Genomic DNA, 16,633 nt, shown 5'->3' with positions numbered 1-16,633 from the left:
ACGCACATGCCGGGCGAAAACCTCACCCGAGTCGAAGCCGACGAGCGTGCAGACCTCATCGCGGTCGACCACTACGACGTGGCGCTTGACCTGACGACTTCGGACACGACGTTCCGCACCATCACGAAGGTCACCTTCTCTGCCACGGCCGGCTCGTCGAGCTTCATCGACGCCATCACCGCGACCGTGCACCGCATCGAGCTCAACGGCGAATCGCTCGACCCCGCCCAGCACGCCGACGGCGTGCGCATCGCGCTGCCGAACCTCGCCGAGCGCAACGAGCTGCTCGTTGAAGCTGACATGTTCTACATGAACACCGGCGAGGGTCTGCACCGTTTCGTCGACCCCGCCGACGGCGAGGTCTACCTCTACTCGCAGTTCGAGGTGCCCGACGCGCGTCGCATGTACCCGAACTTCGAGCAGCCGAACCTCAAGGCGACGTTCGCGTTCACCGTCACCGCGCCCGCGGCGTGGAAGGTTGTGTCGAACCAGCCGATCGCGCAGCGCACCGAGCTCGGCGAGGGCGTCGCGAAGTGGGAGTTCGAGACCACCGCACGCATCTCGAGCTACATCACCGCGCTCGTCGCAGGCCCGTACCAGGAGTGGACCGACGAGCTCACCTTGTCGGACGGCCGCACGATTCCGCTCGGCGTATTCAGCCGCGCCTCGCTCGGCGAGTTCATGGACCCGGAGTACATCTTCGACATCACGAAGCGCGGCTTCGAGTTCTACGAGCGCGAGTTCGGCGTGCCGTACCCGTTCGACAAGTACGACCAGCTGTTTGTGCCCGAGTACAACATGGGCGCGATGGAGAACGCGGGCTGCGTCACCTTCACTGAAACGTACGTCTTCCGCTCAAAGGTGGCGGATGCGGTGCGCGAGCGCCGCGTCGTCACCATCCTGCACGAGCTCGGCCACATGTGGTTCGGCGACCTCGTCACGATGAACTGGTGGAACGACCTCTGGCTCAACGAGTCGTTCGCCGAGTTCATCTCGACGCTCGCGACCGCCGAGGCGACTGAGTGGACGAACAACTGGGTCACCTTCCTCGCCTCCGAGAAGACCTGGGCCTACCGCCAGGACCAGCTGCCCTCGACGCACCCGATCGTCGCCGAGATCCGCGATCTTGACGACGTGCAGGTGAACTTCGACGGCATCACCTACGCCAAGGGCGGTTCTGTGCTGAAGCAGCTGTTCTTCTGGGTCGGCCGCGAGGCGTTCTTCAAGGGCGTCAACGCGTACTTCACGAAGCACGCGTTCGGCAACACCGAACTGCGCGACCTGCTCGTTGAGCTCGAGGCGGCCTCGGGCCGCGACCTCAAGGACTGGTCACAGAAGTGGCTCGAGACGGCCGGCGTGAACACGCTGCGCCCGAAGATCGAGGTCGACGCCGAGGGCGTCATCACGAAGTTCGTGATCGAGCAGACCGCGCCGGCCGACTACCCGACGCTGCGCCCACACCGCCTCGGTGTTGGCCTCTACGACCTCAGCGACTCGGGCGACCTCGTGCGCCGCGAGCACCTCGAGCTCGACGTCGATGGCGCCGAGACCGACGTGCCGGAGCTCGTCGGCAAGGTGCGCGGTGACCTCGTGCTCGTCAACGACGAGGACCTCGCGTACGCGAAGATCCGCTTCGACGAGCAGTCGCTCGCGACCGCGCTCGCGCACGTCTCGGGCATGACCGACCCGATGGCCCGCGGCCTCGTGCTCGCGAGCCTGTGGGATGCAACGCGCGACGGCGAGCTGCCCGTGGCCGACTTTATCCAACACCTGCTCACCTCGGTCGAGCACGAGACCGAGTCGACGACGCGTCGTCAGCAGCTCGGCCAGCTCGTGGTCGCCGCCCGCCGCTTCACGCCGAAGGCGCAGCGCCAGGCGACGGTTGAGGGGGTGGCCGACCGCCTGCTCGAGCTTGCGAAGGGCGCCGAGCCAGGCTCAGATGCGCAGTTCGCGTTCGTCCGTTCGTTCAGTGACTTCGCCGCGACCGACGCGCAGCTCGACGCCGTGCAGGCGCTGCTTGACGGCAGCCTCGCGCTCGAGGGTCTCGAGATCGACACCGACCTCGGCTGGGAGCTGCTCACCGCGCTCGTCGCCGGGGGTCGGGCCGGCGAGGCCGAGATCGTCGCTCGCAACGAGCAGGACAAGACGTCGGGCGGCAACAAGCACGCCGCCGTCGCCCGCGCCGCAGCCCCCAACGCCGACGCGAAGCGCGCGGCCTGGGACCTCGTGTGGGTCGGCAGCGACCAGCCGAACGAGATCGTGCGCGCCACGATCTCGGGCTTCTGGCACGCTGACGACGAGCAGCTCGTCGCCTCGTACCTCGCGCCGTACTTCGCCGAGTTGCGCAGCATCTGGGATTCGCGCAGCTTTCACAGCGCGGAAGACCTCATTGAGGGCTTCTACCCCACTTCGCTGCCGAGCGACGAGGTCGTCACGGCCGCTGAGGCCTGGCTCGAGGCGAATGCGGATGCGCCCGCCGCGCTGCGCCGCATGATCGTCGAGGGCCTCGACGACACCCGCCGTTGCCTGCGCGTGCAGGCTGCCGCGAAGTAACCGCTCGCAACGCAACAACGCCCGGCGCCCATTTGGGTGCCGGGCGTTGTCGTTGATGCCGCGTTACGGGAACAGCACGCCGAAGAGCAGCGATGACAGGGCGAGGCCCGCGAGGAGGTTGACGATCGTGCCGGCGAAGAATACGAGCACCGGCTTCCACCCCGCGTCGCGCAGCGCGCCGAAGCGGAACTCGAGACCGATCGACACGAATGCGAGCGTGAAGAACACCGTCTGCAGCGTCTTCGCGGCGCTCATGCCGTTGTCGAGCCACGCGCCGTCCTCGAGGGCGGCCGGGAACGCGGCGGCGAGCATCGACACAACGAGCGAGGCGGCGATGAAGCCGAGCACGAACTTCGGGAAGCGCGACCAGACCTCGCCCCAGCCCGAGCGGGTGACCTTCATCGCATCCACGCCGGCCGGGCGGTCGACGCGCAGGGTGAAGTAGATCGAGAGCGCCACCGCGACGAAGCCGATGAGGGCGTTCTGAATCATCTTGACGATCGAGGCGTACTGCAGCACCTCGTCGCCCGCGACGGCGCCGGCAGCGGTCACGGCGGCGGTCGTGTCGATGTTGCCGCCGATCCAGGCGCCGGTGACGATCGGCGAGAGGCCCATGAGGTCGGCGAGCCACGGCAGCAGGAAGATCGCGGGCAACGCGAAGACGATCACGAGGCCGGCGACGTAGGCGAGCTGCTCCTTCTTCGCGTGCACGGCACCTGCCGCGGCGACGGCGGCCGAGACGCCGCAGATCGAGAGCGCGGAGGCGAGCAGCGCGCGCAGGTGCGGCTCGAGGCCGATGAGGCCGGCGAACCACCAGGTGAAGAAGAAGACGACGGCGATGAGCAGGAGCGCCTGAAGCACCGCGGGCAGGCCCATGTCGAGGATCACGGTGACGTTCACTCCCGCGCCGAGCAGCACGAGGCCGATCTTGATGAAGAACTCGGTGCGGAAGCCGCCCGACATGCGGTCGCGAATGCCGAGCAGCGAGAGGATGCCGTTGAAGGCGAAGCCGAGGATGATCGCGTAGACGGGGAACTCGATCGACTTCGAGACTTGGCCGAACCAGGTGCCCTCCGTCCAGTCGGGCAGGTTCGTCGTGAGCACCTGGACGACCCAGGCGAGCACGAGCACGAGCACGAAGCCCGCGAAGCCCCAGGCGGGAGAACCCTGCGGCTGCTCCTGCGCGTCCTCGTGAACGATGGGCTCGTTCGTATTCGTAGTCGCCATCAGAGGAACAGCCCCTTGATGTCGGGGATGACCTGCAGCAGGCACAGCCCGAGAATCACGAGACCGACGGCGGTCGCCGCCCAGTCTTCGTTGAGCGAAAACTTGCCGTGCGCATCCGGCGCTTCGACGTTGCTCGGCGGCACGTCGACGTATTCGCCAGATTGGTTCGCCTGGGACATGGCGGCTCCTGTGTTACAAGATGTTCCGGTGACCTAACAATTCGTCATTGTAACCACGGCGCGTGGCTCTGAGGTTGCCCCGAGGTAACGGGCGATGCAGGATTTCTCACGGTTGGCGCCCTACGCTCGTGGACGATATGCAAGAGTTTTTCGACAACGTCATCACCGCACTCGGCCCGTTGTGGCCACTGGTGCAGGTCATCCTCATCATCGTCGGCGCCTGGCTGGCGCACTGGTTGCTGCAACAGCTGATCAAGCGGTTCGTGCGGCAGATTGTCGAGGGGGTGAAGCGCAAGCGAGGCGTCGACGACACCCAGATGCTCGCGATTCGCTCGCCGCTCGAGTCGGTGCGCACCGTGCAGCGCACCCGCACGATCGGGCAGGTGCTGTCGAACATCCTCACCGTCGTCATCGTCATCATCGTGGTGCTCTGGTGTATCGGAGTCATCAGCCCGAGCTTCCTCCAGTCGCTCACCGTGCTTTCCGCTGCGATCGGTGCCGGCCTCGGTTTCGGTGCGCAGAAGGTCGTCGGCGACGTACTCAACGGCATGTTCATGGTGATCGAAGACCAGATCGGCGTCGGCGACGACGTCGACATGGAGTACGCGATCGGCACGGTCGAGGCCGTCGGCATTCGCGTCACCCAGGTGCGCGACGTCTACGGCCAGCTCTGGTACGTACGCAACGGTGAGATTCAGCGGGTCGGAAACTACTCGCAGGGCTGGAACCGGGCGATCATCGACCTGCCTGTGCCGTATTCCGAAGACCGCGAGCGCGTTCAGCGCCTCGTCGAGCAGGTCGGCAGCGACATGTACGAAGACATCGACTGGATGATGAAGCTGCTCGAGAAGCCGAGCGTGTGGGGTCTCCAGACCCTCTCGGCCGACGCGGTCATCATGCGCCTCGCGGTGAAGACCTCACCGGGCGAGCGCTGGAGCGTCGAGCGCGAGTTGCGCGCGCGCATCCAGGATGCACTCAAAGCCGAGAATATCGCGCTGCCGCCAATGAACCTCGTGCGCTTCGACGGCCCCAACGGCATCGAGCCCCGCCCGGCCGAGGAGAACTAAACCGGCGTGCCTCGGCCGCGGAAGTGATCCATGCCGTGGTTAAGACCGAACGCGTCGAGGATGCGCTCGGCGGCGGGCACCGGCACGAGTCGTGTCGCGTAGATCGTCGAGGCGAACGGCGGCGTGACGAGTCGCGCCCGGCCTCGCTCGATCGCCTTGAGGATCTGAATCGCGACGGCGCGCGGCTGCTGGATCGGTAGGAGGTGCGGGAAGCGCGTGGTCACCCCGGCGAACATGCCCGTGTCGATGTAATACGGGCACACGACGAGCGTGCGCACTCGCGACCCCTCGGCACGAAGCTCGTTGCGCAGCGCCTCGGTGAAGCCGACCGCCGCGAACTTGGACGCGGAATAGTCGGACTGCCGAGCGACCCCGACCAGCCCCGCGGCCGAGGCGATGTTGACGATGAGCCCGCGGTCGCGCCGCACCATGCCTGGCAACACATACCGGGTCGTCGTGTGCAGCGCGATCGCGTTCACCTCGTAGGTGCGGCGCACCTCCTCGCCGCTCGTGGCGGCGAAGGGCTTGCCCGTTGCGATGCCCGCGTTGTTGATCAGGATGTGGACGACGCCGAAGCGTGCCTCGGCCTGCGCCGCCGCGTCGGCCACCGCATCCTCATCGGTGACGTCAACGCGGGCGGTGATCACCTCGCTACCGAGCCGGCGCACCTGGGCTGCGACCCCATCGAGCTCGGCGAGGTCGCGATCCCAGAGCACCACGCCTGCCGCGCCGCGCGTGGCGGCGCCGAGCGCGAGGAGTCGACCAATGCCGCGCGCGGCACCCGTAATCAGCACGATTCGTCCCTGAATCTTCATGGGACGATGCTACGGCGGGCCGCCTAGGTAGTCGCCACCTGGCTAGGCTGGAGGCATGTCTGATGCGCCGCTCCACACCCTCTATGACGAAGTCGGCGGAATGACGACCTTCGAAACGCTTGTGCGTCGCTTCTACGACGGCGTGCAGCAAGATCCGGTGCTCTGGCCCATGTACCCGGCCGACGACCTCGAGGGTGCGATTTGGCGCCTGAGCCGGTTTCTCGGCCAGTACTTCGGTGGGCCGGCCACCTACTCGTCGATGCGCGGGCACCCTCGCCTGCGCATGCGCCACGTCGAATTTCATGTGAACCCCGACGCCCGCGACCGCTGGCTCACGCACATGAGCGCGGCCCTCGACACCATGGGCTTTTCGCCGATGGTGCGCTCGTCGATGGATGCCTACTTCGACCGCGCCGCGCACGCGATGGTGAACACGTTCGAGCCGACGCCCGAGCAATAACCACCACGCGGAAAACGAGCAACGCCCCGCCTGATGACCGGGGCGTTGCTCGTAGTGCGGTGCTTACTGTTCGAAGACGAGCACGGGCTTGATAACCTCGCCCGACTTCGACGCCTCGAAGGCCTCGTTGATCTGCTCGAACGAGAAGGTCTTCGAAATCTTCTCGATCGGGAACTTGCCGAGGCGCCACAGGTGCACGAGGCGCGGAATGAAGTCCTGCGGCACGGCGTCGCCCTCGACGATGGTCTTGAACGACCAGCCCTTGATGAGCGAGGCGCCCACCTCGAAGTTCACCTCGGCGCCGGGCTTCGCGGCACCGACGAGGCCAAGGGTGCCCTTCACTGCGAGCAGCGGCGCGGCCGAGCTCGTCACGGCGGGCACGCCGGTGGTGTCGAGCACGAAGTCGAGCCCGCGGCCGCCGGTGATCTCGGCCACGCGAGCCTCGACGTCCTCCTTGCCCGAGTTGATGCTGTGGGTCGCCCCAAGCTCCTTCGCGAGCGCGAGGCGGTCGTCGTTGAGGTCGAGCGCGATGATCGTCGTGGCGCCGATCGCGGCGGCGGCCATGATCGCGGCCGAGCCGACCGCGCCGGTGCCGAAGACACCAACGCTTGCGCCCGCGCCGACCTGGAGCGAGTTGATGATCGCGCCCGCGCCGGTCGAGAGGCCGCAGCCGAGGGGGCCGAGCAGCTCGAGCGGGGCGTCGTCGTCAACCTTCACGACGTTGCGCTCGGTGGCGATCGCGTAGGTCGCGAAGCTCGACTGGCCGAAGAAGTTGCTGCTGACGGGCTCGCCGTCGCGGCTGATGGCGCTCGAGCCGTCGGTGCGGCCGCCGCCGAAGTTGTAGGCGTTGAACTCGAGGCAGTACGCGGGCTTGCCGCCGAGGCAGTTGTCGCAGTGGCCGCACGAGTTAAAGCCGAGCACGACGCGGTCGCCGGGCTTCACCGAGGTGACGGCGGCGCCGACCGACTCGACGACGCCGGCGCCCTCGTGGCCGAGCACGACCGGGAAGTTCGTGGGGTACCCGCCGTCGCGGATGAACGCGTCGGTGTGACAGACACCGGTCGCGACGAGCTTGACGCGAATCTCGTTCGCGCGAGGATCCTCGAGGTCGAGGGTCTGAACTTCAAAACCGGCGGAGGCCGCCGAAACGACTGCTGCACTGATTTGCATGCGTTTTCCTCTTTTCTGACGGGAGTAACCGTACTCCCCCTGCAAGAGGAAAGCATGCAGGTTCGTTGATACGTGTGTGTTAGGCGTCGCCGAGGCGAATCGACGAGTCGATCGTCTCGATCAGCGCCACACTGTCGTCGGTGTCCGCGCCGGTAAATTCGACGGCGTAGATGGTGCCGGTCTTCTCGTCCTGGAGAAACCACCAGTGCCTGACCATCTCGGTGCCGGCCTCGGTCACGAAAGAGTGCTCGGCGGTGCGAGCGGTCACCGCGCCCGGATATGGCTGGCCGGGCTGCATCGTCGAGCCGGTGATGCCGTGCTCGGTCTCGGCGTCCTCGTCGGGCGCACTCACCTGTGAGACCGCCTCGGCGACGGTCGTCGCGTCGTGATAATCGGGCGAGAACCGCAGCGTCGAGGTCTCGCCACCCTTGTCGGTGCTCGAGTAGGCGACGGGATACACCTCGGTCGCGTCCGAGCGGCTCACGTCTTCCCAACTCGTGGGGACGTCGCAGCGCAGCGCCGCGATCGAGATCGTCTCGGTCGCCATCGTCTCGCCCTGGCTGTCGGCCGCGCTCCATTGACTCGAGGTAGTCGACAGCGTCGGGGCGCAGCCAGTGAGGCACACAGCAACCAGGGCCGACAACGCTGTCACCACTACTCGCCTCGATTGCACCCCTAGACACTAGCAACACCTGAACCGATGCAAAAACTGATTCTGCTTGACTGGCTACATGCGCACATACGAGGTGTCCCCCGCCAACCCCAAACCTCGGCGCTGGCCTGCGGTTTTGCATCCCGCCGTGCTGCTCGCGGTGATGTGGCTCGTCGAGATCTTTGACCGGATCCTCCCAGGTCAATGGGAACGCTTCGGCCTACGGGCATGGGATTTCTCATCGCTGCCGGGCATCGTGCTCGCGCCGCTGCTCCACAGCGACTGGAATCACCTCATCGGCAACTCCGTGCCGTTCCTCGTGCTCGGCATGCTCATCGCGTTCGAAGGTGCGCGGCGATTCTGGCTGGTGACGCTCATCGTCGCGGTAATCGGCGCGCTCGGGCCGCTCTTCCTCACCGCGCCGGGCACCATCACGGTCGGCGCATCCGGGCTCGTGTTCGGCTACTTCGCCTACCTGCTCACCCGCGTCTTCGTCGCGCGCGAGATGCGCCACCGGCTGCTCTTCGGCGTCATCGCGGTGGTCGTCGCGCTGCTCTACGGCAGCGCGATGCTCACCGGCATCTTCGCGGCGGGCGCGGGTGTCTCGTGGCAGGGCCACCTCACGGGTGCGCTTGGCGGGGTCGCCGCGGCCCTAGTGCTGCGAGGTCGACCACGCGATCCGCAATCGTCGTCGCCTCTTGGCGGTCGTGCGTGACGTAGATCGCGGCCGTGCCCGTCGACTTGAGAATCGTGCGGAGGTCGACCGCGAGCCGCCCGCGCAGCTCGGTGTCGAGCGCCGACAGCGGCTCATCGAGCAGCAATAAGCGCGGCGTCACCGCGAGCGACCGAGCGAGGGCGACCCGCTGCGCCTGCCCGCCCGAGAGGGTCTGCACCGCGCGGTCTTCGTAGCCGGGCAGGTCGACGAGCTCGAGCATCTCCGCGACGCGCTCGCGGCGCTGCGCCTTCGGCATGCCCGCGACCTCGAGCCCGTAGGCGAGGTTCTTCGCGACGGAGCGGTAGGGAAACAGCTGGCCGTCCTGAAACACCATGCCGCACCCACGGCGGTGGGTGGGCAGCTCGTTCACGAGCTCGCCGCGCATCCGCACCTCGCCCGCGCTGACGCGTTCGAGGCCCGCGATGCCACGCAGGAGCGACGACTTGCCGAGGCCGGATGCGCCGAGCAGCGCGACGACCTCGCCATCGGCGACCGTGAGGTCGATGTCGCGCACGGGCGTGCTGCCGTCGGGGTAGCGCACGGTCACGCCGCGCAGTTCGAGTGCCGGTTCGGTCACCAGGCACCTCCGATCGTGGTTCGGGCCGGGCGTGGGCGCAGGTACTCGCTGAGCAGCATCATGGTGCCGCAGATGACGGCGAGGAGCACCGACGCCGCGAGCGCCATGCCGTAGTTGTCGCCGCCGGGTCGGCCGAGCAGGCGAGCGATGAGAATAGGCAGGGTCGCGCGCTCGGGCGAGGCGAGGAAGCTCGTGGCCCCGAACTCGCCAAGCGAGGTGGCGAACGCGAAGCCCGCCCCGATGCCGAGCGCCCGCGCGAGTACGGGTCCGTCGACGGTGCGCAGGATGCGCCAGGGCGTCGCGCCGAGGGTCGCTGCAGCGTCACGCAGTCGCGGGTCGATGGCGCGCATCGCGGGCACGAGTGAGCGCACGACGAGCGGCAGGGCGACAACCGCCTGCGCGAGCGGCACGAGCGTGCCGGAGTGCGCGAGCTGCGGAGCGACGGCCTGGAGCGAGACCACGTAGCCGAAGCCGAGGGTCACCGCCGAGACGCCGAGCGGCAGCATGATCGCGAGGTCGAGCACGCGCTGGCCGGCGGCCGCGACCCCACGCACGCGCCGTGATAACAGCAGCGCGAGGGGAATGCCGAAGAGCAGCGAGATCCAGGTGGCGTCGACCGCCGCCTGCAGCGAGTGCTGTAGCGCGGCGAGCACGGTCACTCCCCCAGAGAAGCCGTCGCCGCTGCTCGAGAGCGCCGCGTAGTTGTGCAGACTCCAAGCGCCGTCGACGCGCACCGAGCGGATGAGCAGGGTCGCGAGCGGCAGCAGCTCGAGACCGAACACCGTGAATGCGGCGATCACGGCGGCGGGGACGTCCTCGCGGCCCAGCGGCAGCTCGGGGTTGTCGCGAAGCTTGAGGCGCGACTCGGTGCGGCGGTTCAGCCGGGCCGAGACGACCAAGGTCGCGACGACGATGAGCAGTTGCAGAGTCGAAAGCACCGCCGCGGTCCGCAGGTCGAGGAACACCGTGGTCTGGGTGTAAATCTCGGTCTCGAGCGTACCCGGCGCGGGCGTGCCGAGCGTCAGCACGATGCCGAACGCGGTCGAGCAGAACAGCAGCACGAGACACGCCGAGGCGACGATCGCCGGCACGAGCTGCGGCAGCGTGACGGTGAGGAACGCGCGCGTTGGCGACGCGCCAAGGGTGCGCGCCGCCTCGGCGAGACGCGGGTCGAGGCCGCGCCAGAAACTCCCCACCTGCCGGGCAACGACCGCGACATTAAAGAAGACGAGCGCGAGCACGACCGAGAATGTCGTGCCGTCGAGCCCGAGCCAACCGAGGGGGCCGGTCGACCCAAGCAGCGCCCGGAAGGCGACACCGACCACCACGGTGGGGAGCACGAACGGCACGGTGATGAGGCCGCGCAGCAGCGCGCCGCCGGGCACGCGCCGGCGGTAGAGGATGCTCGCGGTCGGCACGCCCAGCACCACCGCGCCGAGCGCGGCGGCGAGGGCGAGGCCGATCGTGTTCGCAAGCAGCTGCCAGGTGCGAGCGCTGGTAAGCACCTCACCGTAGCCGGTGAGGTCGATGCCGGAGTCGCTCGAAATGCCTCGCCACAACATGCTGGCCACGGGCCAACCGAAGAAGACGGCGAGGAACGCGAGAACTGCGGCGCCCGCGACCCAGCTAGCTCGCCTCATACAGTGTGTTCCACTCCTCCAGCCAAGTGTCGCGGTTGCTCGCGACCTCAGCCGCGTCGAGGTCGAGTGGCTCATCGACGAGGCTCGCGTGCTTGGCCCACTCGCTCGGCAGCTCGACGGCGTCGTCGACCGGGTACATGTACATCGACTCGGGCAGTGCTTGCTGGAACTCCGTGCTCAGCATGAAGTCGATGAATGCCTGCGCGCCGGTCGGGTTCTCGGCGCCCTTCGTGACGCCGGCGTACTCGACCTGGGTCGTGCAGCTCGCCTCGAGCACGCCCGTGGTGCCGCCCGATTCGGCCGGCGACGACGAATAGCTCAGCACGAGCGGGAACTCGCCCGCGCCCTCGGCTCCCGAGAAATCGACGTAGTAGACGTCCGACCAGCTGCCCTCGACCTTGGCGCCGCCGTCGAGCAGTTGCTGCCAGTAGTCCTGCCAGCCGTCGCCGTACTCGGCGATGGTCGCGACGAGGAACGCGAGGCCGGGCGAGGAGGTGAGCGGGTTCGTCACGGCGAGCAGCGGCGCGTACTCGTCGGTGGCGAGGTCGTCGAGCGTCGTCGGCTCGTCGATGCCGTTTGATTCGAACCACTCGTGGTCGATGTTGACGCACACCTGGCCCTGGTCGATCGGCGTGAGCTGGTCGCTGAGCACCAGGTCGTCGGCGGATGCGGGCAGGCTCGGCGAGGTGTACGACGCGAGCACGTCGGCGTCGACCACGGTCTGCGCTGAGTAGTTGTCGAGGCCGTATACACCGTCGACGCCCGGGGCATCGCCCGCGAGCAGCAGCTGGCTCGTCACGACGCCGGCGTCGCCGGGCGAGGTGATGACGAGGTCATAGCCGGTCGCCGATTCGAACTCGGCGATGAGCTCGTCGCTCACGTTGAACGAGTCGTGCGTGAGCATCGTGACGGTGCCCGGGGCGGACGAGCTCGGCTCGTTTCCCCCAGCACCGCCGACAAGCGTGCACCCGCTCAGTAGCAGCCCCGTCGCCACGAGGGCGGCGGTTGAGGCAAGTCGGGTAGATGATCGACGTAGCATTCAGTCCTCCATTCGCATGGAGGGCATCCGCGCGCGACACAGCGCCCGGATGGAGAGAACTCGACTTCCTTCGCCGGTACTAGCCGGATCAGGTTCGAGGGTCTGCCAGTGTGGCACTCTCAGCGCCGCTCGGCGCTCCCCTGTCGTTCTCGTTCATCCTACCCGGCTGGCGGGCAGGGGCGAATCGGCCTAGACGAGGCCCTGCGCGATCATCGCGTCGACGACCTTGGTGACACCGGCGATGTTCGCGCCGAGCACGTAGTCGCTCGGGGCGCCGTACTCCTGCGCGGTGGCACGGCAGGTCTCGTGCACATCGACCATAATCTCTTCGAGGCGCGTCTCGGTGTAGTCGAAGGTCCAGCGGTCGCGCGAGGCGTTCTGCTGCATCTCGAGCGCGCTCGTGGCGACGCCACCGGCATTCACGGCCTTCGCCGGGCCGAACAGCACGCCTTCGGTCTCGCGCATGAGCGAGGCGGCGTCGGCGGTGAGCGGCATGTTCGCGCCCTCGGCGACGACCTTGAGGCCGTTGTTGATCAGCGTCTGCGCGGCGTGCACGTCGAGCTCGTTCTGTGTGGCGCAGGGCAGCGCGACGTCGACGGGTACCTGCCACACGTCGTTGCGGTTCTCGTGGAACTCAACGCGGCTGCTGCGGCGGTCGGCGTACTCGCTGATGCGGCCGCGCTCTTCGAGCTTGATCTGCTTGAGCAGGTCGAGGTCGATGCCGTCGGGGTCGTAGATCGAGCCCTTCGAGTCCGAGGCGGTCACGACGACCGCGCCGAGCTCCTGCGCCTTCTCGATCGCGTAGATCGCGACATTGCCCGAGCCTGAGACCGAGACGCGCTTGCCGTCGAAATCTTCGCCCTGGGTCGCGAGCATCTCGCGAGCGAAGAAGATGGTACCGTAGCCGGTCGCCTCGGGGCGCACGAGCGAGCCGCCCCACGAGAGGCCCTTGCCCGTGAGCACGCCCGACTCGAAGCGGTTGGTGATGCGCTTGTACTGGCCGAACATGTAGCCGATCTCGCGCGTGCCGACGCCGATGTCGCCCGCGGGCACGTCGGTGTACTCACCGATGTGGCGGTAGAGCTCGGTCATGAACGACTGGCAGAACGCCATGATGTCGCGGTCGCTGCGGCCGTGCGGGTCGAAGTCGCTGCCACCCTTACCCCCGCCGATGGGCAGTCCCGTGAGCGAGTTCTTGAAGGTCTGCTCGAAGCCGAGGAACTTCACGATGCCGAGGTTGACCGTCGGATGGAAGCGCAGCCCACCCTTGTACGGGCCGAGGGCCGAGTTGAACTCGACGCGGTACCCGCGGTTGATGTTGACGTTGCCCTTCGAGTCGATCCACGGCACACGGAAAATCACCTGACGCTCGGGCTCGCAAAGGCGGCGGATGACGTCCTGGTCGAGGTACTCCGGGTGCGTTTCGAGCACCGGGGCGAGTGAGTCGAGGACCTCGACCACTGCCTGATGGAACTCCGGCTCACCGGCGTTGCGGGCGAGCACATCGTTCTTGAGCGCCTCGATGGTGGCGTGCATTGTGGTCAAGGTGTGGATCCTCTCGGTTATCGTCCCTAGCCTTTGCAGCCTACTGCGCGCTGGCGTAATTTCTGCGCCGCACCAGCACTTGGCCCGCGGCGAAGCCGAGGCGCCACCAGCCCGGTGCCGTCGAAAGTGTCCCAGTTTCTCCGGTACGAAGAAACCCCAGAGCGTGTGCCGCGAAGGCCGCGCCCGCAGGCGGAAGCCGATCAGGAGCATCCTGATCGGCGATGTCGCTCGCGATCACGTCGTCGGGCAGCATGCGCGTCCACACATCGGTGCGCACCCGCTCGGCGAGCAGCTGGCCGAGTTCGTTGCCGGTTGCCTGCGTGATTTCGGCGATGCCCGCATCCGCGACGCGCGTGAGCACACCGGCGTCGATGGTCGTGACGCGGTGCCAGCCGCCGAGCGGCGGTCGGGTACCGGTCCAGGCCTCGTGCAGCCGCTCGGGCGGGAGCGGGATGCTGCGGGCCTCGGCGTCGGTCTCGGGTTCGCGGGCGAGGCGGTCGAGCATGCCCCGCAGCGGCACGACGGCGTCGAAGTAGCCGTCGAGCCGGTCGGATTCGTCGGCGTCGGTCACCCGTGCGCTCAGCGCGCGCACGCCGATGACGAGCGGCGAGTTGGTGAGGATGCCCGCGGGCCGCAGCACCGGCACCCAGAGCGCGATGCCGGATTCGGCGACCTGTTGGATGCGCACGCCCGAGTCCTCGATGCGGCCGGCGCGGCCGAGATAGGTCGCGAGGTCGGCGCGGGCGATGGGATTGCCGAGTTGCAGGGTCGCGGTCATGCGCGCAGCTTCTTGTCGGCGCGCATCTCGACCCGGGGGCCGACGTACGGCTGCCAGGCGGCGCGTTCGGCGTCGGTCAGCCGACGTGGGCGACCGCTCGCGGCGTCAATGAACACGATCGTGCTGCGCGCAACGGTGAAGAGCGTGCGCTCGGCGTCGCCCACGGGGCTCCACACCTCGTACGACACCTCGGCCGAGGCCGCGCCGATCTCACTGATCCACAGCGCGATGTCGAGGGGACGATGCAGTTGCGGAATCGGCGCTCGGTACTCGATCGACTGCGCGGCGATGAGCGTGTTCGTGTCGGCATCCGCGCCGGCGTTGACGACGCCGAGCGGCCTGGGTGGTTCGCCACTTTCAGGCGGAACCACCCAGAACGCCTGCACGCGGGCCTCTTCGAGCAGCGTGAACATGGTCGCGTTGTTGACGTGACCGTAGCCGTCGAGGTCGCGCCAGCGCACCGGAATCGGCACGTGGTAGCGACGCTCGCCGTCGACGTCGCCGCTCGACCAGCACTGTGCGCCGCTCGACATTAGTCGCGCGTGAGCTTGCGGTAGGTCACCCGCGACGGCTTGGCCGCCTCGGGGCCGAGCCGCTCGACCTTGTTCGCCTCGTAGCCCTCGAAGTTCCCCTCGAACCAGTACCAGTTCGATGGGTTCTCTTCGGTGCCCTCGTAGGCGAGGATGTGCGTCGCGACCCGGTCGAGGAACCACCGGTCGTGGGTGATGACCACAGCGCAGCCGGGGAACTCGAGCAGCGCGTTCTCGAGGCTCGAGAGGGTCTCGACGTCGAGGTCGTTCGTCGGCTCGTCAAGCAGCAGCAGGTTGCCTCCCTGCTTCAGCGTGAGCGCGAGGTTGAGGCGGTTGCGCTCACCACCCGAGAGCACGCCGGCCTTCTTCTGCTGGTCGGGACCCTTGAAGCCGAATGACGAGACGTAAGCGCGCGAGGGAATCTCGACCTGGCCGACCTGGATGTAGTCAAGTCCGTCGGAGACGACCTCCCACACCGACTTTTCGGAGTCGATGCCCGAGCGGCCCTGGTCGACGTACGAGATCTTGACGGTCTCGCCGACTTTGAGGTCGCCGCTGTCGAGGGGTTCGAAGCCGACGATGGTCTTGAACAGCGTCGACTTACCGACACCGTTCGGGCCGATGATGCCGACGATGCCGTTGCGCGGCAGCGAGAACGAGAGGTTGTCGAAGAGCACACGGTCGCCGAAGCCCTTCTTCAGGTCTTTCGCCTCGATGATGATGCTGCCGAGGCGCGGCCCCGGCGGAATCTGGATCTCTTCGAAGTCGAGTTTGCGGGTGCGCTCGGCCTCGGCAGCCATCTCTTCGTAGCGCGCGAGACGCGCCTTCGACTTCGCCTGGCGGCCCTTCGAGTTCGAGCGAACCCACTCGAGCTCTTCGGCGAGACGCTTCGCGAGCTTCGCATCCTTCTTGCCCTGCACCTGCAAGCGGGCCTGCTTCTGCTCAAGGTAAGTCGAGTAGTTGCCCTCGTAGGGGTAGAGGCGACCGCGGTCTACCTCGGCGATCCACTGGGCGACGTGGTCGAGGAAGTACCGGTCGTGCGTTACGGCGATGACTGCGCCGGGATACTTCTGCAGGTGCTGCTCGAGCCAGAGCACGCTCTCGGCATCGAGGTGGTTGGTGGGCTCGTCGAGGAGCAGCAGGTCGGGCTTCTCGAGCAGGAGCTTGCACAGCGCGACGCGGCGACGCTCGCCACCCGACAGATTCGTGACGGGCTCGTCGGCGGGCGGGCAGCGCAGCGCATCCATCGCCTGCTCGAGCTGGTTGTCGAGGTCCCACGCGTCGGCCGCGTCGATCTCGGTCTGCAGCGAGCCCATTTCTTCCATGAGCGCGTCGAAGTCGGCGTCGGGGTTTGCCATCTCGGCCGAGATCTCGTTGAATCGGTCGAGCTTCGCCTTGATGGCGCCGACACCCTCCTCGACGTTCTCGCGGACGGTCTTCTCCTCATTCAGCGGCGGCTCCTGCAGCAGGATGCCGACGGTGAAGCCCGGCGTGAGCTTCGCATCGCCGTTCGAGGGCTCATCGAGACCGGCCATGATCTTGAGGATGGTGGACTTACCGGCACCGTTGGGACCAACCATGCCGATCTTGGCGCCGGGGATGAAGGACATGGTCACGTCGTCGAGGATGAGCTTGTCGCCCACCTTCTTGCGAGCGCGGACCATTTGATAGATGTACTCGGCCATA

General features: G+C 67.4%; 16 protein-coding genes and 1 riboswitch. Of the genes, 4 read left to right on the top strand and 12 right to left on the bottom strand.

Annotated elements, in window-relative coordinates; translation table 11 throughout:
- Window positions 1-6 precede the first annotated feature (6 nt).
- Window positions 7-2,553 (top strand): aminopeptidase N, encoded by a 2,547-nt coding sequence (gene pepN, locus QM019_RS06920; protein WP_282852391.1) that lies wholly within the window; start codon window positions 7-9, stop codon window positions 2,551-2,553.
- Window positions 2,554-2,616: 63 nt separating this feature from the next.
- On the opposite strand, the gene QM019_RS06915 is transcribed toward pepN, so the two are convergent.
- Both QM019_RS06915 and QM019_RS06910 read right to left on the bottom strand, forming a co-directional pair.
- Complete coding sequence (locus tag QM019_RS06915; RefSeq protein ID WP_282852390.1) at window positions 2,617-3,780, bottom strand: YeiH family protein; 1,164 nt, start codon at window positions 3,778-3,780, stop codon at window positions 2,617-2,619.
- Window positions 3,780-3,959, bottom strand: coding sequence for a hypothetical protein (locus QM019_RS06910; protein WP_282824734.1), 180 nt, complete (start codon window positions 3,957-3,959; stop codon window positions 3,780-3,782). The genes QM019_RS06915 and QM019_RS06910 overlap by 1 nt, the downstream gene beginning before the upstream one ends.
- Window positions 3,960-4,096: 137 nt before the next feature.
- Here QM019_RS06910 and QM019_RS06905 point away from each other — a divergent pair, with 137 nt between their 5' ends.
- Window positions 4,097-5,026, top strand: a complete 930-nt coding sequence (locus QM019_RS06905; protein WP_282824733.1) for a mechanosensitive ion channel family protein — start codon at window positions 4,097-4,099, stop codon at window positions 5,024-5,026.
- Here QM019_RS06905 and QM019_RS06900 read toward each other — a convergent pair.
- Window positions 5,023-5,841, bottom strand: a complete 819-nt coding sequence (locus tag QM019_RS06900) for an SDR family NAD(P)-dependent oxidoreductase (RefSeq protein WP_282852389.1) — start codon at window positions 5,839-5,841, stop codon at window positions 5,023-5,025. The two genes, QM019_RS06905 and QM019_RS06900, sit on opposite strands and share 4 nt — an antisense overlap.
- A 55-nt stretch (window positions 5,842-5,896) precedes the next feature.
- Between QM019_RS06900 and QM019_RS06895 the strand changes: the two genes are divergently transcribed.
- Window positions 5,897-6,301, top strand: a complete 405-nt coding sequence (locus tag QM019_RS06895; protein ID WP_282852388.1) for a globin — start codon at window positions 5,897-5,899, stop codon at window positions 6,299-6,301.
- A 63-nt stretch (window positions 6,302-6,364) separates the two neighbouring features.
- Here the strand turns inward: QM019_RS06895 and QM019_RS06890 are convergent, their stop codons facing one another.
- Both QM019_RS06890 and QM019_RS06885 read right to left on the bottom strand, forming a co-directional pair.
- Window positions 6,365-7,471 (bottom strand): NAD(P)-dependent alcohol dehydrogenase, encoded by a 1,107-nt coding sequence (locus QM019_RS06890; protein ID WP_282852387.1) that lies wholly within the window; start codon window positions 7,469-7,471, stop codon window positions 6,365-6,367.
- Between the two features lie 79 nt (window positions 7,472-7,550).
- Window positions 7,551-8,126, bottom strand: coding sequence for a hypothetical protein (locus tag QM019_RS06885; protein WP_282852386.1), 576 nt, complete (start codon window positions 8,124-8,126; stop codon window positions 7,551-7,553).
- Between the two features lie 76 nt (window positions 8,127-8,202).
- On the opposite strand from QM019_RS06885, the gene QM019_RS06880 reads away from it, so the two are divergent.
- Entirely contained in the window at window positions 8,203-8,838 is a 636-nt protein-coding gene (locus tag QM019_RS06880) for a rhomboid family intramembrane serine protease (protein ID WP_282852385.1), read from the top strand.
- Here QM019_RS06880 and QM019_RS06875 read toward each other — a convergent pair.
- From QM019_RS06875 to ettA, 7 genes are all read right to left on the bottom strand, one after another.
- A complete protein-coding gene (locus tag QM019_RS06875; RefSeq protein WP_282852384.1) occupies window positions 8,744-9,415 on the bottom strand; it encodes an ABC transporter ATP-binding protein in 672 nt (223 codons plus the stop codon). The two genes, QM019_RS06880 and QM019_RS06875, sit on opposite strands and share 95 nt — an antisense overlap.
- Complete coding sequence (locus QM019_RS06870; RefSeq protein ID WP_282852383.1) at window positions 9,412-11,055, bottom strand: ABC transporter permease; 1,644 nt, start codon at window positions 11,053-11,055, stop codon at window positions 9,412-9,414. The genes QM019_RS06875 and QM019_RS06870 overlap by 4 nt, the downstream gene beginning before the upstream one ends.
- Window positions 11,042-11,959: a thiamine ABC transporter substrate-binding protein gene (locus QM019_RS06865; protein ID WP_282852382.1), complete on the bottom strand. Its 918-nt coding sequence runs from the start codon at window positions 11,957-11,959 to the stop codon at window positions 11,042-11,044. The genes QM019_RS06870 and QM019_RS06865 overlap by 14 nt, the downstream gene beginning before the upstream one ends.
- Window positions 11,960-12,142: 183 nt before the next feature.
- Window positions 12,143-12,246: riboswitch (TPP riboswitch) on the bottom strand.
- Between the two features lie 37 nt (window positions 12,247-12,283).
- The gene (gdhA, locus tag QM019_RS06860; protein WP_282852406.1) at window positions 12,284-13,630 is read right to left on the bottom strand and encodes an NADP-specific glutamate dehydrogenase; all 1,347 of its coding nucleotides are present in this window, start codon (window positions 13,628-13,630) and stop codon (window positions 12,284-12,286) included.
- Between the two features lie 49 nt (window positions 13,631-13,679).
- Window positions 13,680-14,417 carry a DUF8185 domain-containing protein gene (locus QM019_RS06855; RefSeq protein ID WP_193127891.1) on the bottom strand — a complete coding sequence of 246 codons (738 nt, stop codon included), beginning with the start codon at window positions 14,415-14,417 and terminating at the stop codon, window positions 13,680-13,682.
- On the bottom strand, window positions 14,414-14,950 hold the full coding sequence (locus tag QM019_RS06850; RefSeq protein WP_193127892.1) for an acyl-CoA thioesterase: 537 nt from the start codon (window positions 14,948-14,950) through the stop codon (window positions 14,414-14,416). Before QM019_RS06850 ends, QM019_RS06855 begins: the two co-directional genes overlap by 4 nt.
- On the bottom strand, window positions 14,950-16,632 hold the full coding sequence (gene ettA / locus QM019_RS06845) for an energy-dependent translational throttle protein EttA (protein ID WP_125106492.1): 1,683 nt from the start codon (window positions 16,630-16,632) through the stop codon (window positions 14,950-14,952). Before ettA ends, QM019_RS06850 begins: the two co-directional genes overlap by 1 nt.
- Between the last annotated feature and the right edge of the window lies 1 nt (window position 16,633).

The sequence above is a fragment of the Gulosibacter sediminis genome, from assembly GCF_030011715.1.
Lineage (GTDB): Bacteria > Actinomycetota > Actinomycetes > Actinomycetales > Microbacteriaceae > Gulosibacter > Gulosibacter sediminis.
This window is presented reverse-complemented; position numbering and strand designations above follow the sequence as displayed.